The sequence below is a fragment of the Thioclava dalianensis genome (assembly GCF_000715505.1).
Taxonomy (GTDB): Bacteria; Pseudomonadota; Alphaproteobacteria; order Rhodobacterales; family Rhodobacteraceae; genus Thioclava; species Thioclava dalianensis.
The window spans coordinates 12,583-38,092 of sequence record NZ_JHEH01000026.1; the positions used below are offsets into that span (position 1 = coordinate 12,583).

Here is a 25,510-nt window from a genome sequence, read left to right on the forward strand (position 1 = left end):
ATGAAGGATAGACTGATGACCCTAGATGAGCTGACCCATGTCAGTAGCTGGCTGACGCAGGATCGGATCGACGCGGCCATACTCGTTGCTGTGAATGTCATAGCGGCGCTGGTGATTTTGCTGATTGCGCTTTCGGTATCGGCTTGGGCCAAAGGACGGGTTACGGCTCTGTCGAACCGCTACAAACGGCTCGACGACACGCTGTTCAGCTTTCTCGGAAATATCGTCAAATATCTGATCCTCGCGATCGGGGTGATTTTCATCCTCAATCGCTTCGGGATCCAGACGACCTCGCTCGCCGCCCTGATCGGTGCCGCCGGTCTGGCAATCGGTCTGGCGCTGCAAGGGGCGCTGTCGAACCTTGCGGCAGGCGTCATGATCATCATGTTCCGCCCGTTCCGTCAGGGGGATTTCATTGACGCGGGCAGCGAGAGCGGCACGGTCACCGAGATCCAGCTGTTCTACGTCATGCTGACCACCTATGACGGCATCCAAGTCATCATGCCCAATAGCGACATCTGGAAAAGCGCGATCACCAACTACTCGGCCAACCCGACGCGGATGATGGATCTGACCATCGGTGTTGCCTATAACGCCGATCTCAAGAAGACGCAGGAAGTGCTTGAGGCCGTCTCGAGCAGCGATCCGCGCGCCATGACCGATCCGGCGCCGGTGATCCGCGTGAAAAATCTGGGTGATAGCTCGGTCGATTTCACGTTCCGGGTCTGGGCAAGCACCGCCGATTACTGGTCGCTGCGCTCCGAGATGATCCGCAAGATCAAGGTCGAGTTCGACGCCAATGGCATCGGCATTCCGTTCCCCACGCGGACCCTCGAAGTGGTAGAAGTGCCCCGGATCGAAACCGCGCAGGCCCGGCAAGAGACCGGAACCGCCTGATCTGGAAGCGCGGCGGGGCCGCCCTACCTGTTCTTGAAAGCAACATGGGAGTGATTCATGACGTCCAAGCTTGATCCCGAAGAACGTAAGGCCCTGCTGCTCGCGCTGGAAGATACCGGCTGGCGCGCGACCGATGAAGGAGACGCGATGATCAAGCGTCTGCTGTTTCGGGATTTCTCGGATGCATGGGGCTTCATGGCCGAAGTCGCCCTTCTGGCCGAGAAGATGGATCACCACCCCGATTGGCGCAATGTCTACAAGACGCTTGAAATCACGCTGACAACGCATGATTGCAGCGGGTTGAGCGTGCTCGATATCGAGCTTGCGCGCGCCATTGACGGGCTCGCCGAGGGCCGGGGGGAAGTGGATCGCGATATCGGGCGTCCGCTGATGCGGCTGGCCGATAGCGCCGCGAACTCAGAGGATGGCGCGGAAGACGACGCCTGACCAAGCCCTGCACACTGCCAGATCAAAGCCCGGAGGATGCGCATCCTCCGGGCTTTTTCATGTAAGATCAGATCTCGGAGAGCAGACCTTCGCCCGCCGAGGCCTCGCAGGTGCCGGGGCTTTCCTCGACATTGAGCGCCTTGACCACGCCATCCTCGACCAGCATCGCATAGCGCTTGGAGCGGTTGATCAGCCCGGCGGGCGGGGCGCTGAACTCCATCCCGATCGCCTGAGTGAAGGCCGCTTCGGGATCGGCCAGCATGGTGAGGCCCGCAGCGCTCGCGCCCGTGCTCTCGCCCCAGGCTGCCATGACGAAGGGATCATTGACCGAAACGCAGATGATTTCCTCGACGCCCTTGGCTTCGAACTTGTCCTTGGTACGGATGAAGCTCGGAACATGGGCCGTGGTGCACACGCCGGTATAGGCGCCGGGCACCGCGAAGATCACGACCTTGCGGCCCTTCATCTTGTCGCCAAGGCTGATCTGCTGCGGACCGTCATTGCCGACGGCAAGAAAGGTTGCGCCGGGAAGGACGTCGCCAGTCGTAATTGTCATTAAGTGCTCCGATGCTGTCACGTTGCGTTTGTCGCTTGCGACGATATAGGGTCTGGGGGGCAATGGGCCAGTGGAGAATGAAATGAGCGGGATCGTGATCGTCGGTGCGGGACAGGCGGCAGCCTCTATGGCCGCGCGCCTGCGCAAGAAGGGCTATGACGGCGCAATCACCGTGGTCGGCGCCGAGCCGGTCGCACCCTATCAACGCCCGCCGCTTTCGAAAGGCTATCTGCTGGGCGAGATGCCGCTGGAGCGGCTGATGCTGCGCGCCAATGACTGGTGGGCCAACAACGATATCAGCCTGCGTCTCGATTGCTCGGTGACCGAGATCGACCCGAAGGCGCAGGTCGTCCAGATCAGCGATGGCGAGAGCCTTGACTATAGCGAGCTGGCCCTGTGCACCGGCGCCACGCCCCGCAGGCTTCCGGCCTCGCTGGGCGGCAATCTGGGCAATGTCTTCACCGTGCGCAGTCTTGCCGATGTCGATGCGATGCGTGCACAGTTTCGTCCCGGCCAACGGCTTGTGGTGATCGGTGGCGGCTATATCGGGCTTGAAGCGGCGGCGGTGGCGCGCAAGCTGGGGCTTGAGGTCGCGCTGGTCGAAGCCGCCCCGCGCATCCTTGGCCGCGTCGCCTGCGCGCAGACCGCCGATGCGATCCGCGCGCTGCACCAAGAAAACGGCGTCGAGATCATCGAAGGGCTAGGGCTTTTGTCGTTGCGCGGCGACACGGTCGTCACGGCGGTCGAGCTGGAAGACGGGCGCGTGATCGAGGCGGATTTCGCCATCGTGGGCATCGGCGTGACCCCCAACGAAGAGATCGCGCGCGAAGCGGGCATTCATTGCGAAAACGGCATCGCGGTCGATGCGCAGGGCAGGTGCTCGGAGGATCATATCTGGGCGGCAGGCGATTGCGCTGCTTTCCCGGGCGGCGCGGGTCCGCTGCGTCTGGAAAGCGTCGGCAATGCCATCGATATGGGCGAACTGGTCGCCGAAAACATGCTGGGAGCTGCGCAGGATTACAGCCCGAAACCGTGGTTCTGGTCGGATCAGTTCGACTCCAAACTGCAAATCGCGGGCCTCAATATCGGCTATGACTCGGTGGTGGCACGTGCGGGCGAAGGGGCGAGCTTCTGGTATTTCCGCGACGGTGCGTTGATCGCGGTTGATGCGCTCAACGATGCGCGCGCCTACATGATCGGCAAGCGGCTGATCGAGGGCGGCAAGACCGTCACCCCCGAACAGGTCGCCGACCCCGAAACCGATCTGAAAGCGCTCCTGAAATGAGAATAATCGGCGGTGAACGCCGCGGCTTGAAGCTTGCCGAGGTCGGCGCGGGCGATGCGGCAGCCCATCTGCGCCCCACCACGGACCGGGTGCGCGAGAGCATTTTCAACCTGCTGATCAATGGCGGGCATGGCAATCCGGTGGCGGATGCACGCGTGCTCGATCTGTTCGCAGGCACCGGGGCGCTGGGGCTTGAGGCGCTGTCGCGCGGCGCAGCACGGGTCGCCTTTGTCGATGACGGCACTGCCGCACGCGCCCTGTTGCGGCGCAATATCGAGGCGATGCGGGCGATGGGCACCACCGATGTCTGGCGCCGCGATGCCATCCGTATGGGGCCCTGCCGGGGCGCGGGCTATGACCTGATTTTCCTCGATCCGCCCTATGGGATGGGGTTGGGCGAACGGGCGATTGCCTCCTGCCTTGAGGGCGGCTGGATTGCGCCCGGCGCGACCATCATGTGGGAAGAGAACACGCCCCCGCTGGTGCCCGCCCCCCTTGTCCAGCTCGATCAGCGCCGGTATGGCGACACCATGGTTACACTTGCAAGGATGCCGGAATGAAGGTGCGTGCCGTTTTGTTTGATTGCGACGGCGTTCTGGTCGACAGCGAGTCGCAAGGCTTTGCCCTGATGCAGGAAGAGCTGGCCGCCTATGGCCTGCCTCTGTCGCTTGAGGCGCTGGAGACCTCTTTCGTGGGCGGCACAATCGAGGATGTCGCGACCCGCGCCCGCGACCGCGGTGCGCGCCTGCCGGAGGATTGGGTCGAGCAGTTCTACGCCAAGCTCTATCAGCGGCTGGGCGAGGGCACGGATCTGATCCCCGGAATTGCCGATCTTCTGGACCGGCTCGATGCGGCGGGGATCGTCTACGGGGTTGGCTCGAACGGGCGGACCGCCAAGATGGAGGTCACGCTGGGCCAGCATCCCGATATCCGCGCCCGGTTCGAGGGACGGATGTTTTCGGGTCAGGAGCTGGGCTGCCCCAAGCCCGATCCGGGTCTCTATCTGCATGTGGCGCGCGCGCTCAAGACCGATCCGGCGCAATGCGTGGTGATCGAGGACAGCCCGACCGGCGCACGCGGGGCGCAGGCGGCAGGCATTCGCTGCCTTGGCTACGCGCCCCACGGAACGCATGCAGCGCTTGAGGCGGCGGGCGCTACATTGTTCACCGATATGGCTCAAGTACCCGGGCTGATCGGGCTGGACTAGGGTCTAGTCGATCCAGCCCGCGAGGTTCTCCTGCATCAGATCCATCAATGCCGTGATGTGCAAATCGTCATCGTTGAGGCAGGGGATATAGGTGAAGGTCTCACCGCCCGCATGCTCGAACGCCTCGCGGATCTCGCCGTTGATTTCCTCAAGCGTCTCGATGCAATCCGCCGAAAAGGCCGGTGAAATCACTGCGATGTTCTTCTTGCCCGCGCGCGCCAGCTCGGCCACATGCTCGACCGTGTAGGGCTTGAGCCATTCTTCGCGGCCAAAGACCGACTGGAAGGTCGTGTCGATCCCGCTCTTGTCCCAGCCCAGACGCTCGCGCAGCAGGCGCGATGTCTTTTGACACTGGCAATGGTAGGGGTCGCCCTCCATCAGGTAGCGCTTGGGCATCCCGTGATAAGAGGCGACCAGCACATCGGGCTTGCGCTCTAGCGTGGCATAGACCCGCTCGACCGAAGCGGCCAGCGCCTCGATATAGCTCGGGCGATCGAAATATTCCGGCGCCACGCGGGCTGCGGGCTGGCGCTTTTGATGGCTCAGCGCGCTGAAGAACGCATCATTCGCCGTGGCCGAGGTCGCCCCCGCATATTGCGGATAGAGCGGCACGAAGAGGATCTTTTCGCAGCCCTGCTCGACCATCCGATCCACGACCGACCGGGTCGAGGGATTGCCGTAACGCATGCAGTAGTCGACCACCACTTCAGCGCCATAACGTGCCGCAACGGCCGCGCGCAGCTTGTGGACTTGCTGCTTGGTGATCGTCATCAGCGGGCTTTCATTCGCCTCATTGTTCCAGATCGTCTTGTAATTGGCCCCCGAGGTGAAGGGGCGTTTGGACAGGATGATCAGTTGCAAAAGCGGCTGCCATTTCCAGCGCGGCAGATCGATCACCCGCTTGTCGGACAGGAATTCGTTGAGATAGCGCCGCATCGACCAGTAATCCGTGCCATCCGGCGTCCCCAGATTGGCGACCAGCAACCCGATCTTGGCCGCTTTGACAGGCGGGTGGTCTGCGGGCGCGTGGGCGAGGCGAGCGCGTGCATCATCGGTCATCGGGCTTTTCCTGTCGTCATTGCGGAACTTCTCTGGACTTAACGGGTTTCCCGATCAGGTCAATGCGACCTATTCAATCGCGACAGGATCTCTTACGTTCAGACCATGACAATGGATGATTTCGCCGGTACGAAACCGGCCCCGCCCGCGCTTGATCCGCAAAAGGACGCGCTTTTCCTCGATTTCGACGGCTGTTTGCTCGAAATCGCCCCAACACCCGATGCCGTGCAGGTCCCGGCGGATCTGCCACAGCTGCTGACCGATCTCAGCGAAAGGTTGGGCGGCGCTCTGGCCATTGTCTCGGGCCGGTCCCTGCGCGAGCTGACTCGGTTTCTGGCGGGCTATGACGGGCCGATGGTGGGCAGCCACGGCGCCGAGGCTCGGGGCATGACCGCCCCGATGGAGCAGATGCCCGACGGGCTTGAGGCGCTTCAAGGCGAGCTTGCGCAATTTGCAAGCGATCAGGGGCTTTTGTACGAAGACAAAAGCCATGGCGGGGCTGTGCATTTCCGCGCCCATCCCGAGCGGCAAGCGCAGGCCGAGGCCTTCGTGCAAGATCTGGCGCACCGCTATCCCGGCTTTGCGGTTCAGCCCGCGAAAATGGCCTATGAGCTGCGTCCCGATGGCTATTCAAAGGATGGCGCTCTTGCCCTGTTAAGCGCCCTGCCCGCGTTTCGCGACCGTGCCCCCGTCTATGCTGGCGACGACACCACCGATGAGCCTGCGCTCGCCTGGGCCGAGGCCCATGGCGGCTACGGGATCAAGATCGGCGCGGGCGAGAGTGCGGCACGCTTTCGCCTCGACGCACCGCAACAGATGCGCGACTGGCTCGCATCCGCACGAGAGGACTAAGAATGGGACGCCTGATCTGCCTGTCGAACCGTATCCCCACCGGGGCCAACCCTTCGGGCGGCCTCGTGGTGGCGCTGGGGGATGTGCTGGAGGAAACCGGCGGGCTGTGGATCGGCACCTCGGGCGAGACCACCGATCTGCCCGATGCCACGCTGCGCGAGATCGAGGGCGGCCCTTTCAAGCGCCTGTGCTTCGATCTGACCGAGGAAGAGCAGGAGAATTACTACGCGGGCTATTCCAATTCCGTTCTCTGGCCGCTGTTTCATGGCCGCACCGATCTGATGGAGATCCATCAGGAATATCTCAACACCTATAAGCGGGTGAACCGTCGTCTGGCCAAGATGCTCGCGCCGATCATCCAGCCCGATGACCGGATCTGGGTGCATGATTTCCATTTCCTGCCTTTGGCCTATGAATTGCGGGTGCTGGGGGTGCAAAGCCCGATCGGGTTTTTCCTGCACACGCCCTTCCCCGGCCCGATCTCGATGCAGGCGCTGCCTAATGGCCGCGAAATCTGCCAGTGGCTGTCGAATTTCGACCTGATCGGCTTGCAGGCCGAGCGCGATGTGCGGGCCTGCCTTGCCTCGATGGTCGAGATTGGCGGCGGCTCGGATCTGGGCGGCAATTTCATGCATCTCTCGCCGCGCCAGTGCCGGATCGAGGCCTTCCCGATCTCAATCGACGCGGGGGAGTTCAAAGAGCTGGCCGAGCGCCAGATCGAGGAATTGCCCGATGGCATCGTCAAACCCAATCGCAGCCTGATGATCGGCGTCGACCGGCTGGATTACTCCAAGGGTGTGCCCCAGCGCTTCCGGGCCTTTGGTGAATTCCTCGCGCGTCACGAAGACTGGCACCGCCATGTCTCATTGATCCAGATCTCGCCCCCGACCCGCGAAGGGGTGCAGGCCTATGACGATATCCGCGAGGAGACCGAGTATCTCTCGGGCCAGATCAACGGCACGTTCGCCGATATCCAATGGGCGCCGATCCGTTTCATCAACCGCTCCGTTCCGCGCGAAGTTCTGGCGGGGCTCTACCGCGCCTCTCAGGTCGCGCTGGTGACGCCGCTGATGGATGGGATGAACCTTGTCGCCAAGGAATATATCGCAGCCCAGAACCCCGACGATCCGGGCGTTTTGATCCTGTCGCAATTTGCCGGCGCCGCCGAGCAGATGGGGCAGGCGCTGATCGTCAATCCGCACGACACCGAGCAGATGGCCACGACAATGCTCACCGCGCTGTTGATGTCGCGTCAGGAACGGCGCGAGCGCTACCACGCTTTGATGGACGGGCTGACCACCCAAGACGTGCATTGGTGGTCGAAAAGCTTCCTTGCGATGCTGGGCTGATCAGCGCCCGGGCTTATCGCCCGCCGGTATCTCGAACGTGCCCAGCGCATCAGCCAGCCGATGGGCCGCCGAACCCGGACGCAGCGGTTTTTGCTGGCCCGCATGGGGCTTCCAGCCGGTCAGCCAGACCATCTCGAACGTGGCGCGCACGCGACCATCGGCCTCGCGATATGCCTCGGAATAGATCCGCAGCGCCTCAGCCATCACGTCACGGCGGCTGAAATGGCGCGGACGGGCGGCCAGCGCATTGGTCTCGCCCATCGCCCGCAAATCACTGAGCAGCCGAAGCGGGGTCTCGTAGGTCACCTTGCGCGTCACCGTATCGGCCACCGGCAGCGCGAATCCCGCACGCCCGAGCAACGCGCCCAGATCGCGGATCTCGCCCATCGGCAACACGCGCGCGCTCAGCCCGCCGGTGATCGACGCCTCGGCCTGCGCCAGCGCTGCGCGCAGCTCATTGAGCGTCTGCCCGCCAAACATAACGCCCAGAAACAGCCCATCGGGTTTGAGCGCCTGCGCGGCCTGCACCATCTGCCCCACCGGATCATTCGCCCAATGCAGCCCCATCGCATGCACCACCAGATCATGCGCGCCGGGCTCGAGATCGAGAATATCCGTATCCAGAACGCATTTCGCGCCGGGCAGCACGGCGCGCCACGGATCGGGAAAAGCTGCAATCAATGCGGGAGACGTAAAGGTTCTCTTAACCTCTTGGAGTCTTTCATCAAGCTCGACGCTCGCATCCTCGTGCAAGAACATCTCGGGTGCGCGCGCGGCTCGGGCACGTTGCCGCATCAGGGCGGCGCGGTCCGTAAGAAGAGGCGAGGTATCCATGATCGGCTCCGGTATTGCTGCGCTTCGCAGACAGATCCTATCAGGCAAGATGCGGGCCTTACATGCCGTTTTTCCGCCGCGCTGTATTGCCTGCGGAGAAGAGGTCGGCTCGGATTTCGGCCTGTGCCGCGACTGCTGGGAGCAAATCACCTTCGCCAGCGGTGTGAGCTGCGATGGCTGCGGCGTGCCGCTGCCGGGCAATGATGATGGGCAAGCCGTGCTCTGTGACGAGTGCCTCGCCCATCCCAGGCCCTGGGCACGCGGGCGCACGGTGATGATGTATTCCGGTATCGGTCGCGAGCTGGTGCTGGGCTTCAAACATTCCGACCGATTGGATCTCGCACGCCCTTTCGCGGCATGGATGGCGCGCGCAGCACAGCCGCTTTTGACGCCCGAGACGGTGATTGCGCCAGTGCCGCTGCATCGCTGGCGCCTGCTGCGGCGGCGCTACAACCAATCGGCGCTGCTCTCTCAGGGGATCGCGCGGATCTGCGGCCAGACGTATTGCGTCGATCTGTTTGAGCGCACCCGCAATACCACGAGCCAAAAGGGGCGCGATCGCGCCGCGCGCATCGCCAATCTCGCCGATGCGATCCGCGTCACCCCCGCGCGCGCCCCGCAATTGCTTGGCCGACCGGTGTTAATCGTGGACGATGTGATGACCTCGGGGGCGACGCTCACCGCCGCCACGGGCGCTGCCATGCAAGCTGGCGCTGACCGGGTTGACGTCATCACACTGGCACGCGTTGCGAAGGCGCCCTAAATCCCTATAGTCAGGCCGAATTGAAAGGGGTGCCCCATGAAACGCGTCGAAATCTACACCACCCGGACTTGCCCGTTTTGCATCATGGCCAAGCGCCTGCTGGAGCAAAAGGGCGTTTCCTACGAGGAGACCGATGTCGGGGCCGACCCGCATCTGCGCGCCAAGATGATGGAGCGCGCTCAGGGCCGACGCACCGTCCCGCAGATTTTCATCGACGGTAAGGGAATCGGCGGCTGCGACGAGCTGCACGCGCTCGATCAGTCCGGCAAACTCGATACGATGCTGGCGGTGTGATCATGAAAGCGGCTCTGGTTCAGCTTTCCTCGACCGACGACCCGGTGAAAAATCTTCCGGTCACGCTCGACTTCATTCGCGAAGCCGCTGCCGCCGGTGCGCAATTCATCGCAACCCCGGAATGCACCAATCTAATCTCGTCGGACCGGGCCTATCAGCGCACCGTTCTGCACCACGAACATACCGATCCGACTCTGGCCGCGATCCGCGCCGAGGCCGAGAAACTTGGCGTCTACATCCTGATCGGGTCGCTTTGCCTGAAGACCAGCGACGATGACGGGCGCTTTGCCAACCGCTCTTTCCTGATCGGCCGCAAGGGGCAAATCAACGCATGGTATGACAAGATCTTCATGTTCGACCTCGATGTCTCGGATACCGAACGCTACCGCGAATCCGAAGGCTATCGTCCGGGCAAGGCGGCGGTGCTGGCACCCTCGATTTATGGTCAGATCGGCATGTCGGTCTGCTACGACCTGCGCTTCCCTCAGCTCTACCGCCAGCTTGCGCAGGCGGGTGCCTCGATCCTGACAATCCCGTCGGCCTTCACCCAACGCACTGGCAAGGCCCATTGGGAAACGCTGGTGCGGGCGCGTGCGATCGAGAATACCTGCTTTGTGCTCGCGCCGGCGCAATGCGGCACCCATGGCGCTCATCAGGGTTGCCCCCGTAAGACTTGGGGCCATTCTCTGGCCGTCAGCCCATGGGGCGACGTGCTGGTCGATGGTGGCGATGAACCGGGCGTGAGCCTTGTCGATATCAATGTCGACGAGGTCGAGGCAACACGTCTGCGCCTGCGCTCACTGTTTCACGACAGGAGCTTCGACGCCCCGTGACCCAAGACAGAAATCCCCTTGCCGCGGCCCTTTTCGCCGAAGTGTTCATGGCCGACCAGCTCGCCCGCAGCGTTGTCAGTCGTGCGCTGCCCAAAGGCATGGAGATCTCACATTTCTCGGTTCTCAATCTGCTCGCCCATATCAACGAAGAGCGTACCCCGGCCCAGCTCGCCGAATCGCTGCATGTCACCCGCGGGGCGATGACCAATACGCTGGCCAAGCTGGAATGGGCCGGGCATGTCCATATCCGGCCCGACTGGGACGATGCGCGGCGCAAATGGATCTCGCTCTCCCCCTCGGGACGCCGCGCGCGCGACGCAGCGCTCGCGTCCCTGATGCCGATCATCGGAAGCATCGTACGCGATCTGGGCCCCGAGAGAGTTCGTGCCGCCCTGCCGGTGCTGCGCGAGCTGCGAGAACGCCTCGGCAAAAGCTAAATCCCCCTTCCTCTTGACAAAAATATCCCGAGGGGCAGCGCCCGTCTTTTAATAGATTTGTCGCCTTCCGGCACAATGGGGGACAGAGCCCCTCACGATTTCTCAATAAAAGACCCCGCCGATGAACACGGCGGGGCAAGGCTGTGCACCGTGGGCAAGCCACGGGCACCGGCGGGAACCATTTTTGATTTCTGTGCTGAGCGTTTAGTTCATCTCGGCGCGGATCTGCTGGCGCAGCAGATCGATCGGGACTTGCTTGCCATCGCGCTTGAAGGTCCAGTAGGTCCAGCCATTGCACGAGGGCGCGCCCTCAAGATGCGCTCCGACCTGATGGATCGAGCCTTTGACGTCATCGCCGATCAAGGTGCCATCGGCACGCACCTTCACCTTGTGACGGCCATTCATCGAGAACAGCTCTTCGCCCGGGCGCAGCATGCCGCGCTCCACGAGCTGACCGAAAGGCACCCGCGGCTCTGAGCGTTTCGAGGTCGAGACCTCCAGCGCCTCTTTGTCATATTTGCGGATCTTCGCCAGACGCCGCTTGGCAACCACGCGATAGGCCTCCTCGCGTTCGATCCCGATGAAATCGCGCCCCAGCATCTTGGCCACAGCCCCGGTCGTGCCAGTACCAAAGAACGGATCGAGCACGACATCCCCCGGGTTGGTCGTCCCCACGAGGATGCGGTGCAGCAGCGCCTCGGGCTTTTGCGTCGGATGGGCCTTATCGCCCTTGTCATCCTTGAGCCGCTCACCGCCGTTGCAAATCGGGATGACCCAATCCGAGCGCATCTGAATGCCTTCGTTCAGCGATTTGAGCGCTTCGTAGTTGAAGGTGTATTTCGCGCCTTCCGATTTGGAGGCCCAGATCATCGTCTCATGGGCATTGGTCAGACGCTTGCCGCGGAAATTCGGCATCGGGTTCGATTTGCGCCAGACCACATCATTGAGGATCCAGAACCCTTGGTTCTGCAGCTCGGCGCCCATGCGAAACACGTTGTGATACGAGCCGATCACCCAGATCGCCCCGTTGGGCTTAAGGACCCGGCGCGCGGCGGACAGCCAGGCGCGGGTGAAGCTGTCGTAATGCGCAAAGGAGCCGAACTGGTCCCACGCATCATCAACCGCATCCACTTTGGAATTGTCGGGACGATGCAGATCGCCGCGCAATTGCAGATTGTAAGGCGGATCGGCGAAAATCAGATCGACACTGTTCTCGGGAAGCGCATTCATCGCCTCCACACAGTCACCGTCAAGAATTTGGTTCAGGGGCAGCGCCTGATGCGCCGCCGTTGCTTTGGTATTCGTCATTTTCGCCTCTTTCTGCCCGCCTCGGGTCGTCGGCTTTTGCGCCGATCTATGGCCTCCAAGATGAGTCAAAGGCGATTCGCCGTCAATTTCTTTTTTGAATCAACTACTTATAGATTTCGCTTGGCACAAGATATTGTGGACGGGACGGAAGGAACGTCTATGAACGGGAGTAACTCCCAAATCTAGGAGCGCTTGCAGGTGATCACGCGTTGGGTAGCCTGCGTTTCGTTCCCAGCCATAGCCCGGATACTGTTGCGCCAAATCCACCATCAGCAAATCGCGGGCCTGTTTGGCGAGGATCGAGGCTGCCGCAATCGAGACGGACCGCGCATCGCCCTTCACCACCGCCTCGGCGGAGATCTCAAGATCGCGCGGGATGCGGTTGCCATCGACGAGCACATGATCAGGCCGCACCGACAGCCCCGCGATCGCACGACACATTGCAAGATGCGAGGCTTGCAGGATGTTGATCTCGTCGATCTCTTCGACGCTGGCATGGGCCACGCTGACCTGCGCATGGGCGATGATTTGCTCGGCCAGAACCGCCCGGCGCGCGGCGCTGAGCTTTTTCGAATCGTTGAGACCGTCGGGAATGTTGTGCGGATCAAGAATCACGGCCGCGGCTGTGACCGGACCACAAAGCGGGCCGCGCCCGACCTCGTCGACGCCCGCGATGGAAGTGAGGCCACGCGCATGTGCGGCCAGCTCAAAGGAAAAATCAGGGCCCTGTATCATCGTCCCGAAATGCCCCGGATCACAGGGGCGATCAACGAAAAACGGAAGCCCGAAGGCTTCCGCACTGCTCGACGGCGCGTGTGGCCCGCGCCTGCCGCAAGGTTTAGCGCCGTCCGACGTAGCGCCCGTGGCGGTCGAGGCACTCGGTTTTCACCACCTCTTGCCAGCCATGGCGGGTTTGGATCATGCGGGTGCAGCGCGCCGGGATCGCGATCTGGGAATAGCGGCCACGGTTATCATACCGGCCATGGCGGTCCCGATCGTTCCAACGGTTGGGCGGGGTGTAGCGATTGCCGTCATGGGGGCGTGCCACAACCCGAGGCCGCTCGACGCGGTGATCGCGGTTGCGACTCGCCTGATCAAGAAGCAGGGCCGCCGCCCCGACGCCGAGGATCACCGTCAGCGCCTGACGATCTTTCTGGCCCAGCGCTGCGGCGGGGCTCGCGGTTACAGAGAGCGTGCCCAGCACAAGCGCCGAGGCGGTGATCAGAGCGGTAAGTTTGGTTTTGACAGACATGGTCAGTCCTTCCTGTGGGGCGACCCGGACGGGCCGCGGTAAAACGATGAGTTCAACTTGGGGCCGACCCCCTCGGACAGGCAATAACGCGGCAATGTTATGAGATATCAGACCTGCCAATGCCCTTTGGATATTGAATAACATCGCGGATCAGCGCAGCGTGAGGTCATGAAAAAGCTTCTCCTCATAATCGCCTTCATCGGCATGGCGAACGCAGCGCAGGCCGCGTGTTATGCCGATTACAAGGCCAAGCGCGGGGACCCGTTGCAGCTCCAATACGGGGTGGCGCAGGTTTCCGATGGCGCATGCAACAAGCAGGCCGCGGCGCGCGAATTGGCGCCGAGGCTGAACGCCGCGGGCTGGACCTTGCTCACGGTTCTCTCCACATTCGGGCCAGAGGGCTTAGCGCAAAGGAAAGCCAGTGCCGGACAGTACTACCTCCGTTACTGACAGCTTACGGCTTGGGTCGCGGGCGGTGTTGGGCGGCATTGCAGCTGTTGTCGCGATTCTCGCGGTGGCGGCGGTCTTGCTGTTCATAAATCTGCCCGATGCGAATGCGTTCAACGCGCGGGTCGAACAGATCTTCGTGCAAAACGACAACCTCACCTCGCAGGCTGAAATCAAGCTGCTCGAAGTGCTCGCGCAATCGGGCACCGCGTTTTCGGATGTGCTCGCAAGCTACCGGGTGATCATCTTCATCCTGCTGATCTTCGCCGCCGCCCTGCTGATCGCGAGCCTTGTCTTTCTGCTTTTGATCATCGGGCTGAACCGGCGCATGAACGAGATCCGCCGCGCCGGGATTGAGGTGCAATCCTTGCGCATCCTGCGCAGCGAGAATGCGGTGATCCTCAACGATATGGGCTTTTCGCTGACGCCATCGGCGATTGAGACACTGTCGGTTCTGGCCGAGGCGCGGATGGATGACGACATTCTCACCGGGGTGCAGATCGAGGCGATGATCTCGGGGCGCGACGAGTCCGATTGCGAAGAGGCCGCCGGGGCCACCCGGATCAAACGGTTGCGCGATTCTCTGGGAAATCAGCTCGTGACCGAGCTTCTGGTGCGCAACATTTCCCGCAAAGGCTACGCACTGAGCGTCGCCAAAGAGGCAATCCGCGTGGATTGAGCGCGGTTGCGCCTGCAGGCCATGCATCCTATATCGCGGGCCTGTCCCAGTTCGCGGAGGAAGCCATGTCCGACACGCCGTTCTACCTGATCGACGAGACGCGCCTTCTTGAGAACATGCGCAAGATTGCGCATCTGCGTGAGCGCTCGGGCGCCAAAGCCTTGCTGGCGCTGAAGTGCTTCGCGACATGGTCGGCGTTCGATACGATGAAGCCTTACCTCGACGGCACGACCTCCAGCTCGCTGTTCGAGCTGCATCTGGGGCACGAGAAATTCGGCAAAGAGACCCATGCCTATTCCGTGGCATGGTCGGACGATGAGATCGATGAAGCGATTTCCTATGCCGACAAGATCATCTTCAACTCGCTCAGCCAACTTGAGCGCTTCGGCGACAAGGCCGCGCATATCGAGCGCGGGCTGCGGCTCAACCCCCGGTTCTCGACCTCTGGCTTCGATTTGGCCGATCCCGCACGGCCCTTCTCGCGCTTGGGCGAATGGGATCTGAACCGGTTGGAATCGGCGCTGGATCGCATCTCAGGCGTGATGATCCACTACAATTGCGAGAATGGCGACTTTGCCCTGTTCGACCAGCAGCTTTCGCGGATCGAAGCGGAGTTTGGCGATATCCTCAAACGTCTCGACTGGGTGAGCCTTGGCGGCGGCATCCATTTCACCGGCGAGGATTACCCGCTCGACGCGCTGGCCGACCGGCTCAAGCGGTTTGCCGATGCGTTCGGCGTGCAGGTCTATCTGGAGCCCGGCGAGGCCTCGATCACCCAGAGCGCGAGCCTCGAAGTCTCGGTGCTCGACATTCTCGACAACGGCAAGAAAATCGCGATCGTCGACAGCTCAATCGAGGCGCATATGCTCGATCTGCTGATCTATCGCGAGACCGCGAAGCTGCCGCAATCGGGCGATCACGCCTATCAGATCGCGGGCAAGACCTGCCTTGCGGGGGATATTTTTGGCGACGCGCGCTTTGACGCGCCCTTGCAGATTGGCGACCGGATTTCGATTTCGGACGCTGCCGGTTACACAATGGTCAAAAAGAACTGGTTCAACGGTGTGGCAATGCCCGCCATTGCGATCCGCCGCACCGATGGAACGATCGAGCGGGTCAAAGACTTCACCTATGAGGATTATCGCGCCTCATTGTCCTGAGGGTCGTCGCGCCCCCTTCCCCTGTCGCAACATAAAGGAGACAGCCGAAGTGAAACAGAATGTGCTTATCATCGGAGCGGGCGGCGTCGCCCAGGTCGTCGCGCATAAATGCGCGCAGAATAATGATCTCTTCGGCGATCTGCATATTGCCTCGCGCACCAAGTCGAAATGTGACGCGATCATCGACAGCGTGCATGAGAAAGACGCGATGAAGGAAAAGGGCACATTCGAGGCCCATGCGCTCGATGCGATGGATGTGGCCGCGACCGCCGCCCTGATCCGCGAAACGGATGCGGGGATCGTGATCAATGTGGGCTCTGCGTTCGTGAACAAATACGTGCTCGATGCCTGTATCGAGACCGGGGCCGCCTATATCGACACCGCGATCCATGAAGAGCCCGACAAGATCTGCGAGGCCCCGCCGTGGTACGGAAACTACGAGTGGAAGAAGCGCGATCTCTGCGCGGAAAAAGGCGTGACCGCGATCCTTGGTGCGGGGTTCGATCCGGGCGTCGTCAATGCCTATGCGCGCTTTGCCATCGACCGGATGGATGAGGTGAAATCGATCGATATCGTCGATATCAATGCAGGCTCGCATGGCAAATATTTCGCCACGAATTTCGACCCCGAGATCAACTTCCGCGAATTCACCGGTACGGTCTATTACTGGGAAGACCAGACGTGGAAAGAGCTCTCGATGTTCGAGAGCGGCAAGACCTGGGACCTGCCGGTCGTGGGCCCCTCGAAGGCCTATCAGTCGGGCCATGACGAGGTGCATTCGCTGGCCACCAACTACCCGCAGGCTGATGTGCGCTTCTGGATGGGCTTTGGCGATCACTATATCAACGTGTTCACCGTGCTGAAAAATCTCGGCCTGCTGTCCGAGCAGCCGGTGAAACTGGCCGAGGGCCAAGAGGTCGTTCCGCTGAAAGTGGTGAAGGCCGTGCTGCCCGATCCGTCGTCACTGGCGCCCGACTATACCGGCAAGACCTGCATCGGCGATCTGGTGCGCGGCACCAAGGATGGCGAAGAGGTCGAGATTTTCGTCTATAACGTCGCCGATCACAAAGAAGCCTATGAAGAGGTCGGCTCGCAGGGCATCTCCTACACGGCGGGCGTGCCCCCGGTTGCCGCCGCAATTCTGATCGCGCAGGGCGAGTGGGACACCAAGACGATGAAAAACGTCGAAGAGCTTGACCCCAAACCCTTCTTCACCGTTCTCGACCGGCTTGGTCTGCCCACACGGATGCAGATCGGCGGTCTGGGCGGCGAAGACAAAGCTTGGAACGCCTGACCCCACAGGTCAGAGCACACCACAAGGGCCCGCCCAGCGCGGGCCTTTTTCGTCCCGGTCTCGGATTTGAAAGCTGGTGATCCCGATTGGATTCGAACCAATAACCTGCCCCTTAGGAGGGGGCTGCTCTATCCAGTTGAGCCACGGGACCACTGTGGCCCTTGATGCCGTCAAAGCGGCATTCGTGCAAGTCTCGGTTGGGAAAAATGAAAAGGGGAAGCGTATTGGCCCACCGCTTCCCCTTTTTGCACTTACGCCCGCGATCGGAGTCTACACGCGGAGCAAGTTATCTCAGCTACCGGGTCAGATTGCTCTTTCCTGACAACTGTTAACGCTAACATAGCGCGCATCATTTCCTTGCGCAAGGGAAATGTTTGGCGCTAACAAGGGTCTTAAAACCAGAAGGATGAAAGCGTGTCCCGCCCCACAGATCTCCGTCGACCCCTGACTTTGCGCGATGTTTCCGAGGCCTCGGGCGTCTCTGAGATGACTGTCAGCCGCGTGCTGCGCAATCGCGGCGATGTCTCGGACACCACGCGTGAGAAGGTTCTGCGCGCCGCCAAGGCTCTGGGCTATGTGCCCAATAAGATTGCGGGCGCGCTGGCGTCGCAGCGGGTCAATCTGGTGGCGGTCATCATCCCGTCGCTGTCGAATCTGGTCTTTCCCACGGTGCTGTCGAAAATCTCGGATGAGCTGGAGGATACCGGGCTGCAGCCGGTGGTCGGCGTCACCAATTACAAGCCCGAGAAAGAAGAGCAGGTCTTGTATGAGATGCTCTCCTGGCGGCCTTCCGGCGTGATCATCGCAGGGATCGAGCACACGCCTGCCGCCCGCGCGATGCTTGAGAACGCAGGCATTCCGGTGGTCGAGATCATGGATGTGGACGGCAATGGCGTCGATTCCGTCGTCGGCATTTCGCATCGCAGGGCCGGGCTGCACATGGCCGAGGCAATCGTGGCCGCAGGCTATCGCCGGATCGGTTTTCTTGGCACCAAAATGCCCGAGGACCACCGCGCGCGCAAACGCTACGAAGGCTTCTGCGAAGGGCTTGCGCAGCATGGGATCACGCTGGCCGATACCGAGTTCTACGCGGGCGGCTCGGCGCTGGCCAAGGGGCGCGAGATGACGGAAGCGATGCTCAAACGCACGCCCGATCTCGATTTTCTCTATTATTCAAACGACATGATCGGCGCGGGCGGCATGCTCTATTGCACCGACGCCGGGCTGGATGTTCCCGGCAAGATCGGTCTGGCCGGGTTCAACGGGCTCGAATTGCTGCACGGTTTCTCACAGCGCCTAGCCACGATGGATGCCTGCCGGGGCGAGATCGGGCGCAAGGCGGCCCAGATCGTGGCGGGACGCTCGCAAAGCGGTCAGATCGGCGGCGAGGTAATCGAGCTGGAACCGGTGCTTGAACCCGGCGACACGATCCGCAAGCGCTAGGCCTCAGCGCCGCGCGCCCCAGCTGATCGAGGCATATTGCCGCGTGTAGAACTCGCCCATTAGACCGATCATCACCAGTGCCAGCCCGACATAAAGCGGGTAATGCCAGTTCGAGAAATGCGGTGTGTAGTTGATGAACGTATAGCCGCGCGCCTGGTCAATCGTGTGAAACAGCGGGTTCCAGTTGAATAGGACCAGCATCTTGTGCGGCAGGTTATTGGCCAGAAACATCTTGCCTGAGGCAATCATATTGGCACGGGAATAGACCTGCTGGACCACGCCGATGATATCGGGCGCCCAAGGCTTGGCCGCGAACAGCACCAGACCAATCGCGCAGCCCGTGAACCACGACAAGAACACCATCGCGAGCGCCCCGACCCAGTCGTAGATCACGAACTGGGTAAAGGCCGTGTGGTAGACGAACAGCACCACGAACATCGACAAAAGCTGAATATAGAGCGAGCTGAGCGCCGCCGCCGCGATTGCGACCGCGGTCGTCATCGGCGCGTGTTTCATCATTTGCGAGGTCGGCCCCTCCGCTCCAAACACCGCCGCCATCGCCTTGGTATGGGTCATGAACAGAAAAATCCCGCTCATGATATAGAGAAGGAAATCCCCTCGGATCGCGTTGCCGCGCATGCCGAGCACCGAGAACATGATGTAGAAGGTCAGCACCAGAAGCATGGTCTGAAACATGTTCAGGATCAGGCCGACCAAAGCGTTGCCATGCGACTTGCGTAGCTGTCGCACGGTCGCGTGATAAATCAGTTCCAGCAGGCTGAAAGTTGATCCGAGCGTCGAGTTGCTGCGTTCTGCCTTGAACATACCTTGCCATCCTGGCTGCCTGCACGGGCACGCTAAAGCGGAAACCTTGCCGTTCCCTTGCCAGCGCATCATAAGGGGGATGGATAGTCATAGCAATTGGGCCAGAATTGGGCCGGAACGGAGATGTGATGGATTTCGAACATCTGACGCGCGTCATGCGCCGCCTCGCATTGGAGGCGGGCGATAAGATCATGGAAATCTACAATGCCCCCGATTTCGACGTGAAAACCAAATCTGACAACTCGCCGGTCACCGAGGCCGACGAGGCAGCGGATGCGCTGATTTCAGCAGGCTTGCGCGCGGAATTTCCAGATATCGCGCTGGTCACCGAGGAGCAGGCCGCCTCGCATACGCAGACGGTCTCGACCTTCCTGATCGTCGATCCGCTCGATGGGACGAAGGAATTCGTGAAACGCCGGGGCGATTTCACCGTGAATATCGCCTATGTCAAAGACGGCAAACCGCTGCGCGGCGTCGTCTACGCGCCCGCGAAACAGCGCCTGTTCTACACGTTGGCCGATGGCCGCTCGGTCGAAGAGGCCGGCCCGACCTTCGACAAGGAGGCCCCGGGCAAGCGCGAGCCGATCTCGGTCTCGGTTCCCGACAACCGCGCATTGCGGGTCGTGGCCTCGAAATCGCATCGCGATGAGGCGACCGACAACTATATCGGGCAATATGCTGTGGTTGACATGAAATCGGCGGGCTCGTCGCTGAAGTTTTGCCTTGTCGCGACCGGCGAGGCCGATCTTTACCCCCGGCTTGGCCGCACCATGGAATGGGACACGGCTGCGGGCGATGCCGTGTTGCGCGGTGCGGGTGGCGAGGTGATCCGCTTTGATGATCACACCGCTTTCACCTATGGCAAATCCGGCTTTGAAAACCCCTTCTTCATTGCCTACGCCCCCGGCGTGCTGCTGGTGAAGTGATGTCGGTCCTGATCGTGATCCCGGCGCGCTACGCGTCGACCCGCTATCCGGGAAAGCCTCTGGTCGCACTGACCGGGGCGTCCGGACAATCGAAAACCCTGATCCAGCGCAGCTGGGAGGCGGCGATATCGGTCACAGGTGTCGACCGGGTTGTCGTGGCCACCGATGACGATCGGATCCGCACTGCGGCCGAGGGGTTTGGCGCCGAGGTCGTGATGACCTCGGAGGCCTGTCGTAACGGCACGGAGCGCTGCGCAGAAGCGGCGGCCCGGCTGGAGAGTGACTACGACATTATCGTCAACCTGCAAGGCGATGCGCCGCTGACGCCCGCGTGGTTCATCGAAGATCTGGTGGCGGGGCTGCGCGCCAATGACTGGGCGGAACTCGCAACGCCGGTGCTGCGCTGCGAAGGAGCGATGCTCGCCAGCCTGCAAGAGGACCGCCATCACGGGCGCGTCGGCGGCACCACCGCCGTCTTCGGCACTGGCAACAAGGCGCTCTATTTCTCCAAGGAAGTCGTGCCCTTTACTGCAAAAAGCTATCAGCCCGACGAGCCGACGCCCGTTTTCCATCATGTCGGCGTCTATGCCTACCGGCCCGACACGCTGGCAGCCTATCCGCATTGGCCGACCGGACCGCTCGAAGGGCTCGAAGGGCTCGAGCAGCTACGGTTCTTGGAAAATGACCGGGCTGTGCTCTGTGTCGAGGTCGACGCGCGGGGCCGTCAGTTCTGGGAATTGAATAATCCCTCTGATGTATCTCGGCTCGAAACGATGATGGCCGAAATGGCGCTCGCATAGCGCGATTCCCCGTATTTTTGTCTAATCTGCTTTGAATACCTGTCCCGTTTTTGTGCATTTGTCGCAATTATAGGCTAAAAACAGCTTGTTTGTGGCAAAGCTCTGGAAAGCCGTCCCCTGCGTAACTTGTCCCTCCTTTGATTTGCCCTCAATATAATATCAATGAATGCGGCCCCGCCGCGCTTACCAACATATAGGTGCCCAATGAAAAGCAAGGTTACGAAGGCAATCTTCCCGGTTGCCGGCCTCGGAACCCGCTTCCTGCCCGCCACTAAGTCGATTCCGAAAGAGATTCTGACCTTGGTAGACCGCCCGCTCATTCAATACGCGATTGATGAAGCGCGTGCGGCCGGGATCGAAGAGTTCATTTTCGTCACCTCGCGCGGCAAATCAGCACTCGAGGACTATTTCGACACGGCCCCTGAGCTGGAAACCGCGCTTCGCGAGAAAAACAAGACCGCGCTCTATGACGAGCTGCAAAAGACCAACATGGATTCCGGCGCGATCGCCTATGTCCGCCAGAACAAACCGCTGGGTCTGGGTCACGCGGTCTGGTGTGCGCGCCGCCTTGTGCATGACGAGCCCTTCGCCGTGATCCTCACCGATGACGTCATCGCCGCCGAAAAGCCCTGCCTCCAGCAGATGATGGAATCCTATGAAGAAACCGGCGGTAATATCGTCGCCGCGATGGAAGTCCCGCATGAGAAAACGTCGTCCTATGGCGTGCTCGATTGCGACGCGAGCGGCGGTGAAGTCAGCGTCCGCGTCAAAGGCATGGTTGAAAAACCCGCCCCTGAAGATGCGCCCTCCAACCTCGCCGTGATCGGTCGCTACATCCTGACCCCCAAGGTCATGCAGAACCTCAACGCGATGAAGATGGGTGCGGGCGGTGAGATCCAGCTGACCGACGCGATCGCGCAAGAGATCGAAGAGGGCAACCCGGTCTATGGCTATCGCTTCCGCGGCCAGCGCTACGATTGCGGCACGAAGGCGGGCTTCTTGCAGGCGACCGTGGCTTTCGGTCTGCAACGTCCCGATCTTCAGGACGAGTTCAGCGAATACCTTGGCGACGTGATGTCGATGCGTACGGCGGCCGAATAACCTATGACGCAACATGTTTTGGTGACGGGCGGTGCGGGCTATATCGGCGCGCATGCCTGCAAAGCACTGAAACAGGCGGGCTATACGCCCGTGTGTTTCGATAATCTCTCCACCGGCTGGAAACAGGCGGTGAAGTTCGGACCCCTCGAAGAGGGCGATCTGGGCGACCGCGCGCGTCTCGACGCCGTATTTGCCAAGTATAAGCCGATTGCGGTCATGCATTTTGCAGCGCTCAGCCTTGTTGGCGAATCGATGTCAAACCCCTCGAAATACTGGTCTCAGAACGTGATGAACGCGCTGAACCTGATCGAGGCGGCGATTGCGGCGAACTGCATGAACTTCGTCTTCTCCTCGACCTGCGCCACCTATGGCGATCAGGACGGCGTGATCCTGAACGAGGACACGCCACAACGCCCGATCAACGCCTATGGCGGCTCGAAACGTGCAATTGAGGATATGCTGCGCGATTTCGGGATGAGCCACGGGCTGAACTCGGTGATCTTCCGTTACTTCAACGTGGCGGGCGCCGATCCCGAAGGGGAAGTAGGCGAGCAGCACGTGCCCGAGACCCACCTGATCCCGCTGATGCTCGATGCGATTGACGGCAAGCGGGCCGCACTGACGGTGTTCGGCTCGGATTATGCAACGCCCGACGGCACCTGCGTGCGCGATTACGTGCATGTCTCGGATCTCGTCGATGCGCATGTGCTGGGTCTCAAATGGCTTGAAGATGCGAAGGGCAATGCCGTGTTCTGCCTTGGCTCGGGCAAGGGCTTCTCGGTGCGCGAAGTCATCGCGGCCTCCCGTTCGGTCACCAATCGCGACGTGCCGATTGTCGAGGGCGAACGCCGCGCGGGCGATGCCGCCAGCCTCGTTTCGGGTTCGCGTCGCGCCTTGAGCGAGCTGGGCTGGGCGCCCAAACGCTCCGAGCTTTCGACGATGATCGCGGATGCGTGGCGCTGGCATCAGGCGCCGGAGTATGAATACTGAGCCCCAACAGGGGTAGAGCATGACCACGATCAAAGATTTGCGCGCAGCCTTAGGGCTGCGCCTCAAACGCCGCAGGTTGCTTTGGCGCGCAATTCGCAGCCGCCACGCCCTGCGCGAGATCTGCTCTCCTGATACCGCCATTGCGCCCGATGATATCTTGTTGTTCGCAACCATGCGCAACGAGGCCCAGCGCCTGCCGTTTTTCCTCAAGCATTACCGGCGTCTTGGCGTGAACCGCTTTCTGATCGTCGAAAATGACAGCACGGATGCGACTGTCGAATACCTGCGCGCCCAGCCGGATGTCGCGCTTTGGAGCACACGCGCCAGCTATCGCGACAGCCGCTTCGGGATGGATTGGCTCAACTGGCTTTTGATGCGCCACGGGCGCGGGCATTGGTGCGTGACCGTCGATGCCGATGAGCTGCTGGTCTATCCGGACAGCGATCAGCGCCCGCTCTCCGAACTGACCCATTGGCTTGATGCGCAAAATGCCCCTGCGATGGGCGCGCTCATGCTCGACATGTATCCCGACGGGCCGCTCTCGAGCGCGCACGCCGCACCGGGAAGTGATCCGACGCTGGCCCTGCCGCTCTTCGATCCCACAGGCTATGACTGGGAATATCAGCCGCGCTTCGGAAATATCTCGATCCGGGGCGGGCCGCGCAAACGGGTCTTCTTTGCCGATGCCCCCGAGAACGCGCCACATTTGCACAAACTACCACTCATCCGCTGGCAGTGGCGCTATGCCTATGTCAGTTCGACCCATATCGCGCTCCCACGCCGCCTTAATTCGGCGCTCGATCTGCGCAAAGGGCTGCCCAGCGGGGTCTTGCTTCACTCGAAATTCCTCGAAGGGGCGCTTGAACGCGCAGCCGAGGAAAAGCGGCGCGGCGAGCATTTCACCCATCGCGACGACTATAACAATTACTATGACCAGATCATCCGCGACCCCGATCTGCGCGATGCGAATTCCGCACGCTATAGGGGGCCGCGAGATCTGCTTGCAAAGGGGCTGATGCAGTCAGGTGACTGGCCCGGCGAGAACTGAATGCGCAGCCCTTGCAAAGGTTTACGCTAGCGGAACTTCACAGTATCTTACCCGAAGAATTCAGAGCCAAAAGCGCCGGATAGGGGGCATTGGCGCTGGAAGAGGCGTGCATTCATTGACCGGAAAGCAATTTCGGCGAGACTGCGCCAGAGCGGTAAAGGGAGCGGGCATTGGGAAAGAGAGAGCTTATCAAGCTGCGCCGTATGCGCAGGTTGCGCCAGTTTCGCGCCTTCCGCAAAAGACGAGAGCTGTCGATCGTGTCGGACCGCACGGATCGGATCGCGCCCTCAGGTATCCTTGTCTTCTCGACGCTGCGCAACGAACGGGTCCGCCTGCCGTATTTCCTGCGCTATTACCGCAATCTCGGGATCGGACATTTCCTTTTTGTCGATAACGGGTCGGATGACGGATCGCGCGAATATCTCGCAGAGCAGCCCGATTGCTCGGTCTGGACGACGACGGCCTCCTACAAGGCCTCGCATTTCGGGATGGATTGGCTCAACTGGCTGCTGCGACTTTACGGCACGGGGCACTGGACGCTGACGGTCGATCCGGATGAGTTCTTCGTCTATCCGTTTTGCGACACCCGCCCGATTGATGCGCTGACCGATTGGCTCGACACCTACGCGATCCGCTCCTTCCCCGCGATGCTACTGGACATGTATCCCAAGGGCCCGGTCGATGCGGTACCCTATCGCGAGGGGCAAAACCCGTTCGATCTGGCCTGCTGGTTCGACTCCGGGAACTACATGATCTCGCGCAACAATCTGATGCATAGTCTGTGGATTCAGGGCGGGCCGCGCGCACGGATGTTCTTCGAAGAGGATCCGTTGAAAGCACCATCGCTCAACAAGATCCCGCTCGTGAAATGGGAGCGCGGCTTCGTCTATGCCTCGTCAACGCATATGCTATTGCCACGCAGCTTGAACCACACTTATGACGCATGGGGTGGGGAGATGGTCTCGGGCTGCCTGATGCATGCAAAGTTCCTCTCGCCGCTGAGCGCAAAGATCAACGAAGAGCTGACGCGCAAGCAGCACTATGCGGAATCGCGTGAATACCGCGCCTATGCGCAAACGATGGGTCAACAGCCCGAATTGTGGTGCAAGTGGTCGGAGAAATATATCAACTGGCGACAGCTCGAAATTCTCGGGCTGATGTCCAAGGGAAACTGGGCCTAGGGAGGGCAAGCGCGTGACGGTCGGCTTCATCATGATGTGCCACACGGCGCTGGACCGTGCCGCGCAAGTCGCGCGGTACTGGGCCAGCAGCGGCGCGCCGGTCGTGATCCATGTCGATGCCCGGGTGAGCGCGCATGACTTCGCCGCCCTCGGTCACAGCCTGTCCGACCTCGAAGACGTCTCCTTCTCGCGCCGCTACAAATGCGAATGGGGCACGTGGTCGCTTGTGGCGGCCCGCCAAAC

Annotated in this window: 29 protein-coding genes, 1 tRNA gene and 1 pseudogene; 23 read left to right on the forward strand and 8 right to left on the reverse strand. The window is 61.3% G+C overall.

Translation table 11 applies throughout. From position 1 onward, the window contains the following. The first annotated feature begins 15 nt into the window (after positions 1-15). Positions 16-897 carry a mechanosensitive ion channel family protein gene (locus DL1_RS15905; RefSeq protein WP_051693625.1) on the forward strand — a complete coding sequence of 294 codons (882 nt, stop codon included), beginning with the start codon at positions 16-18 and terminating at the stop codon, positions 895-897. A 57-nt stretch (positions 898-954) separates the two neighbouring features. Next, positions 955-1,344 (forward strand): 4a-hydroxytetrahydrobiopterin dehydratase, encoded by a 390-nt coding sequence (locus DL1_RS15910; RefSeq protein WP_074854783.1) that lies wholly within the window; start codon positions 955-957, stop codon positions 1,342-1,344. A 67-nt stretch (positions 1,345-1,411) separates the two neighbouring features. Here the strand turns inward: DL1_RS15910 and DL1_RS15915 are convergent, their stop codons facing one another. Beyond that, complete coding sequence (locus DL1_RS15915) at positions 1,412-1,900, reverse strand: peroxiredoxin (RefSeq protein WP_038068209.1); 489 nt, start codon at positions 1,898-1,900, stop codon at positions 1,412-1,414. 82 nt (positions 1,901-1,982) lie between these two features. Between DL1_RS15915 and DL1_RS15920 the strand changes: the two genes are divergently transcribed. From DL1_RS15920 to DL1_RS15930, 3 genes are read left to right on the forward strand one after another with little or no spacing between them, the layout of a single operon-like run. Further along, positions 1,983-3,185, forward strand: coding sequence for an NAD(P)/FAD-dependent oxidoreductase (locus DL1_RS15920; RefSeq protein ID WP_038068211.1), 1,203 nt, complete (start codon positions 1,983-1,985; stop codon positions 3,183-3,185). Then, on the forward strand, positions 3,182-3,745 hold the full coding sequence (gene rsmD / locus DL1_RS15925; protein WP_038068213.1) for a 16S rRNA (guanine(966)-N(2))-methyltransferase RsmD: 564 nt from the start codon (positions 3,182-3,184) through the stop codon (positions 3,743-3,745). Before DL1_RS15920 ends, rsmD begins: the two co-directional genes overlap by 4 nt. Next, entirely contained in the window at positions 3,742-4,392 is a 651-nt protein-coding gene (locus DL1_RS15930) for an HAD family hydrolase (RefSeq protein WP_038068214.1), read from the forward strand. Before rsmD ends, DL1_RS15930 begins: the two co-directional genes overlap by 4 nt. A 3-nt stretch (positions 4,393-4,395) precedes the next feature. Here the strand turns inward: DL1_RS15930 and hemH are convergent, their stop codons facing one another. Then, positions 4,396-5,451, reverse strand: coding sequence for a ferrochelatase (gene hemH, locus DL1_RS15935; RefSeq protein WP_038068216.1), 1,056 nt, complete (start codon positions 5,449-5,451; stop codon positions 4,396-4,398). Between the two features lie 111 nt (positions 5,452-5,562). Between hemH and otsB the strand changes: the two genes are divergently transcribed. Together otsB and DL1_RS15945 are read left to right on the forward strand one after the other, a co-directional pair. Next, positions 5,563-6,303 carry a trehalose-phosphatase gene (gene otsB, locus DL1_RS15940; RefSeq protein ID WP_038068217.1) on the forward strand — a complete coding sequence of 247 codons (741 nt, stop codon included), beginning with the start codon at positions 5,563-5,565 and terminating at the stop codon, positions 6,301-6,303. Between the two features lie 2 nt (positions 6,304-6,305). After that, positions 6,306-7,652: an alpha,alpha-trehalose-phosphate synthase (UDP-forming) gene (locus tag DL1_RS15945; RefSeq protein WP_038068219.1), complete on the forward strand. Its 1,347-nt coding sequence runs from the start codon at positions 6,306-6,308 to the stop codon at positions 7,650-7,652. Here DL1_RS15945 and DL1_RS15950 read toward each other — a convergent pair whose 3' ends face one another. Then, entirely contained in the window at positions 7,653-8,486 is an 834-nt protein-coding gene (locus tag DL1_RS15950; protein WP_038068221.1) for a methyltransferase domain-containing protein, read from the reverse strand. Between DL1_RS15950 and DL1_RS15955 the strand changes: the two genes are divergently transcribed. From DL1_RS15955 to DL1_RS15970, 4 genes are read left to right on the forward strand one after another with little or no spacing between them, the layout of a single operon-like run. Continuing rightward, entirely contained in the window at positions 8,485-9,249 is a 765-nt protein-coding gene (locus DL1_RS15955; RefSeq protein WP_245739565.1) for a ComF family protein, read from the forward strand. The two genes, DL1_RS15950 and DL1_RS15955, sit on opposite strands and share 2 nt — an antisense overlap. 36 nt (positions 9,250-9,285) lie before the next feature. Further along, complete coding sequence (gene grxC, locus DL1_RS15960; protein WP_038068223.1) at positions 9,286-9,543, forward strand: glutaredoxin 3; 258 nt, start codon at positions 9,286-9,288, stop codon at positions 9,541-9,543. A 2-nt stretch (positions 9,544-9,545) separates the two neighbouring features. Further along, positions 9,546-10,376 carry a carbon-nitrogen hydrolase family protein gene (locus tag DL1_RS15965; protein ID WP_038068225.1) on the forward strand — a complete coding sequence of 277 codons (831 nt, stop codon included), beginning with the start codon at positions 9,546-9,548 and terminating at the stop codon, positions 10,374-10,376. Continuing rightward, on the forward strand, positions 10,373-10,813 hold the full coding sequence (locus DL1_RS15970; protein WP_038068227.1) for a MarR family winged helix-turn-helix transcriptional regulator: 441 nt from the start codon (positions 10,373-10,375) through the stop codon (positions 10,811-10,813). The genes DL1_RS15965 and DL1_RS15970 overlap by 4 nt, the downstream gene beginning before the upstream one ends. A gap of 204 nt (positions 10,814-11,017) precedes the next feature. On the opposite strand, the gene DL1_RS15975 is transcribed toward DL1_RS15970, so the two are convergent. The 3 genes from DL1_RS15975 to DL1_RS15985 form a co-directional block, all read right to left on the reverse strand. Next, on the reverse strand, positions 11,018-12,121 hold the full coding sequence (locus tag DL1_RS15975) for a site-specific DNA-methyltransferase (protein ID WP_038068230.1): 1,104 nt from the start codon (positions 12,119-12,121) through the stop codon (positions 11,018-11,020). 99 nt (positions 12,122-12,220) lie between these two features. Next, positions 12,221-12,856, reverse strand: a complete 636-nt coding sequence (locus tag DL1_RS15980; protein ID WP_038068232.1) for a ribonuclease HII — start codon at positions 12,854-12,856, stop codon at positions 12,221-12,223. A 103-nt stretch (positions 12,857-12,959) separates the two neighbouring features. After that, the gene (locus tag DL1_RS15985; protein ID WP_038068234.1) at positions 12,960-13,373 is read right to left on the reverse strand and encodes a hypothetical protein; all 414 of its coding nucleotides are present in this window, start codon (positions 13,371-13,373) and stop codon (positions 12,960-12,962) included. Between the two features lie 168 nt (positions 13,374-13,541). On the opposite strand from DL1_RS15985, the gene DL1_RS15990 reads away from it, so the two are divergent. The 4 genes from DL1_RS15990 to DL1_RS16005 all read left to right on the forward strand — a co-directional run bounded on the left by DL1_RS15990 (position 13,542) and on the right by DL1_RS16005 (position 16,953). Further along, a complete protein-coding gene (locus tag DL1_RS15990) occupies positions 13,542-13,823 on the forward strand; it encodes a hypothetical protein (RefSeq protein WP_038068236.1) in 282 nt (93 codons plus the stop codon). Beyond that, positions 13,795-14,499, forward strand: a complete 705-nt coding sequence (locus DL1_RS15995; RefSeq protein WP_038068238.1) for a histidine kinase — start codon at positions 13,795-13,797, stop codon at positions 14,497-14,499. Before DL1_RS15990 ends, DL1_RS15995 begins: the two co-directional genes overlap by 29 nt. A gap of 65 nt (positions 14,500-14,564) precedes the next feature. After that, positions 14,565-15,659, forward strand: coding sequence for a carboxynorspermidine decarboxylase (gene nspC / locus DL1_RS16000; protein WP_038068240.1), 1,095 nt, complete (start codon positions 14,565-14,567; stop codon positions 15,657-15,659). A 49-nt stretch (positions 15,660-15,708) separates the two neighbouring features. After that, positions 15,709-16,953 carry a saccharopine dehydrogenase family protein gene (locus tag DL1_RS16005; RefSeq protein ID WP_038068241.1) on the forward strand — a complete coding sequence of 415 codons (1,245 nt, stop codon included), beginning with the start codon at positions 15,709-15,711 and terminating at the stop codon, positions 16,951-16,953. 74 nt (positions 16,954-17,027) lie between these two features. Here DL1_RS16005 and DL1_RS16010 read toward each other — a convergent pair. Further along, a tRNA-Arg gene (locus DL1_RS16010) sits at positions 17,028-17,104 on the reverse strand. 263 nt (positions 17,105-17,367) lie between these two features. On the opposite strand from DL1_RS16010, the gene DL1_RS16015 reads away from it, so the two are divergent. Next, the gene (locus DL1_RS16015; RefSeq protein ID WP_038068242.1) at positions 17,368-18,396 is read left to right on the forward strand and encodes a LacI family DNA-binding transcriptional regulator; all 1,029 of its coding nucleotides are present in this window, start codon (positions 17,368-17,370) and stop codon (positions 18,394-18,396) included. Positions 18,397-18,399: 3 nt separating this feature from the next. On the opposite strand, the gene DL1_RS16020 is transcribed toward DL1_RS16015, so the two are convergent. Continuing rightward, positions 18,400-19,221: an ABC transporter permease gene (locus DL1_RS16020; protein WP_038068243.1), complete on the reverse strand. Its 822-nt coding sequence runs from the start codon at positions 19,219-19,221 to the stop codon at positions 18,400-18,402. A gap of 128 nt (positions 19,222-19,349) precedes the next feature. On the opposite strand from DL1_RS16020, the gene cysQ reads away from it, so the two are divergent. The 7 genes and pseudogenes from cysQ to DL1_RS16055 all read left to right on the forward strand — a co-directional run. Further along, complete coding sequence (cysQ, locus tag DL1_RS16025; protein WP_038068246.1) at positions 19,350-20,147, forward strand: 3'(2'),5'-bisphosphate nucleotidase CysQ; 798 nt, start codon at positions 19,350-19,352, stop codon at positions 20,145-20,147. Then, positions 20,147-20,947 (forward strand): 3-deoxy-manno-octulosonate cytidylyltransferase, encoded by an 801-nt coding sequence (locus DL1_RS16030; RefSeq protein ID WP_038068247.1) that lies wholly within the window; start codon positions 20,147-20,149, stop codon positions 20,945-20,947. Before cysQ ends, DL1_RS16030 begins: the two co-directional genes overlap by 1 nt. A 204-nt stretch (positions 20,948-21,151) precedes the next feature. Further along, on the forward strand, positions 21,152-22,048 hold the full coding sequence (gene galU, locus DL1_RS16035; RefSeq protein ID WP_038068248.1) for a UTP--glucose-1-phosphate uridylyltransferase GalU: 897 nt from the start codon (positions 21,152-21,154) through the stop codon (positions 22,046-22,048). Between the two features lie 3 nt (positions 22,049-22,051). Continuing rightward, positions 22,052-23,038: a UDP-glucose 4-epimerase GalE gene (galE, locus tag DL1_RS16040; RefSeq protein WP_038068249.1), complete on the forward strand. Its 987-nt coding sequence runs from the start codon at positions 22,052-22,054 to the stop codon at positions 23,036-23,038. Between the two features lie 19 nt (positions 23,039-23,057). Next, on the forward strand, positions 23,058-24,086 hold the full coding sequence (locus DL1_RS16045) for a glycosyltransferase family 2 protein (protein ID WP_038068250.1): 1,029 nt from the start codon (positions 23,058-23,060) through the stop codon (positions 24,084-24,086). A gap of 203 nt (positions 24,087-24,289) precedes the next feature. Next, the gene (locus DL1_RS16050; RefSeq protein ID WP_177195323.1) at positions 24,290-25,267 is read left to right on the forward strand and encodes a glycosyltransferase family 2 protein; all 978 of its coding nucleotides are present in this window, start codon (positions 24,290-24,292) and stop codon (positions 25,265-25,267) included. Positions 25,268-25,280: 13 nt separating this feature from the next. After that, positions 25,281-25,510, forward strand: a pseudogene (locus DL1_RS16055) (DUF5927 domain-containing protein); the annotation flags it as partial.

What these genes read in the sequence shown, in the direction of transcription:
- DL1_RS15945 (WP_038068219.1), top strand. Translation starts at nt 6,306, where the DNA reads ATGGGACGCCTGATCTGCCTGTCGAACCGTATCCCCACCGGGGCCAAC.
- DL1_RS16030 (WP_038068247.1), top strand. Translation starts at nt 20,147, where the DNA reads ATGTCGGTCCTGATCGTGATCCCGGCGCGCTACGCGTCGACCCGCTAT.
- otsB (WP_038068217.1), top strand. Translation starts at nt 5,563, where the DNA reads ATGGATGATTTCGCCGGTACGAAACCGGCCCCGCCCGCGCTTGATCCG.
- DL1_RS16045 (WP_038068250.1), top strand. Translation starts at nt 23,058, where the DNA reads ATGACCACGATCAAAGATTTGCGCGCAGCCTTAGGGCTGCGCCTCAAA.
- DL1_RS15910 (WP_074854783.1), top strand. Translation starts at nt 955, where the DNA reads ATGACGTCCAAGCTTGATCCCGAAGAACGTAAGGCCCTGCTGCTCGCG.
- hemH (WP_038068216.1), bottom strand. Translation starts at nt 5,451, where the DNA reads ATGACCGATGATGCACGCGCTCGCCTCGCCCACGCGCCCGCAGACCAC.
- DL1_RS15980 (WP_038068232.1), bottom strand. Translation starts at nt 12,856, where the DNA reads ATGATACAGGGCCCTGATTTTTCCTTTGAGCTGGCCGCACATGCGCGT.
- galU (WP_038068248.1), top strand. Translation starts at nt 21,152, where the DNA reads ATGAAAAGCAAGGTTACGAAGGCAATCTTCCCGGTTGCCGGCCTCGGA.
- DL1_RS16020 (WP_038068243.1), bottom strand. Translation starts at nt 19,221, where the DNA reads ATGTTCAAGGCAGAACGCAGCAACTCGACGCTCGGATCAACTTTCAGC.
- DL1_RS16050 (WP_177195323.1), top strand. Translation starts at nt 24,290, where the DNA reads ATGCGCAGGTTGCGCCAGTTTCGCGCCTTCCGCAAAAGACGAGAGCTG.
- cysQ (WP_038068246.1), top strand. Translation starts at nt 19,350, where the DNA reads ATGGATTTCGAACATCTGACGCGCGTCATGCGCCGCCTCGCATTGGAG.
- DL1_RS15915 (WP_038068209.1), bottom strand. Translation starts at nt 1,900, where the DNA reads ATGACAATTACGACTGGCGACGTCCTTCCCGGCGCAACCTTTCTTGCC.
- nspC (WP_038068240.1), top strand. Translation starts at nt 14,565, where the DNA reads ATGTCCGACACGCCGTTCTACCTGATCGACGAGACGCGCCTTCTTGAG.
- DL1_RS15965 (WP_038068225.1), top strand. Translation starts at nt 9,546, where the DNA reads ATGAAAGCGGCTCTGGTTCAGCTTTCCTCGACCGACGACCCGGTGAAA.
- DL1_RS15975 (WP_038068230.1), bottom strand. Translation starts at nt 12,121, where the DNA reads ATGACGAATACCAAAGCAACGGCGGCGCATCAGGCGCTGCCCCTGAAC.
- DL1_RS15930 (WP_038068214.1), top strand. Translation starts at nt 3,742, where the DNA reads ATGAAGGTGCGTGCCGTTTTGTTTGATTGCGACGGCGTTCTGGTCGAC.
- DL1_RS15985 (WP_038068234.1), bottom strand. Translation starts at nt 13,373, where the DNA reads ATGTCTGTCAAAACCAAACTTACCGCTCTGATCACCGCCTCGGCGCTT.
- rsmD (WP_038068213.1), top strand. Translation starts at nt 3,182, where the DNA reads ATGAGAATAATCGGCGGTGAACGCCGCGGCTTGAAGCTTGCCGAGGTC.
- DL1_RS15905 (WP_051693625.1), top strand. Translation starts at nt 16, where the DNA reads ATGACCCTAGATGAGCTGACCCATGTCAGTAGCTGGCTGACGCAGGAT.
- DL1_RS15955 (WP_245739565.1), top strand. Translation starts at nt 8,485, where the DNA reads ATGATCGGCTCCGGTATTGCTGCGCTTCGCAGACAGATCCTATCAGGC.
- DL1_RS15990 (WP_038068236.1), top strand. Translation starts at nt 13,542, where the DNA reads ATGAAAAAGCTTCTCCTCATAATCGCCTTCATCGGCATGGCGAACGCA.
- DL1_RS15920 (WP_038068211.1), top strand. Translation starts at nt 1,983, where the DNA reads ATGAGCGGGATCGTGATCGTCGGTGCGGGACAGGCGGCAGCCTCTATG.
- galE (WP_038068249.1), top strand. Translation starts at nt 22,052, where the DNA reads ATGACGCAACATGTTTTGGTGACGGGCGGTGCGGGCTATATCGGCGCG.
- DL1_RS15950 (WP_038068221.1), bottom strand. Translation starts at nt 8,486, where the DNA reads ATGGATACCTCGCCTCTTCTTACGGACCGCGCCGCCCTGATGCGGCAA.
- grxC (WP_038068223.1), top strand. Translation starts at nt 9,286, where the DNA reads ATGAAACGCGTCGAAATCTACACCACCCGGACTTGCCCGTTTTGCATC.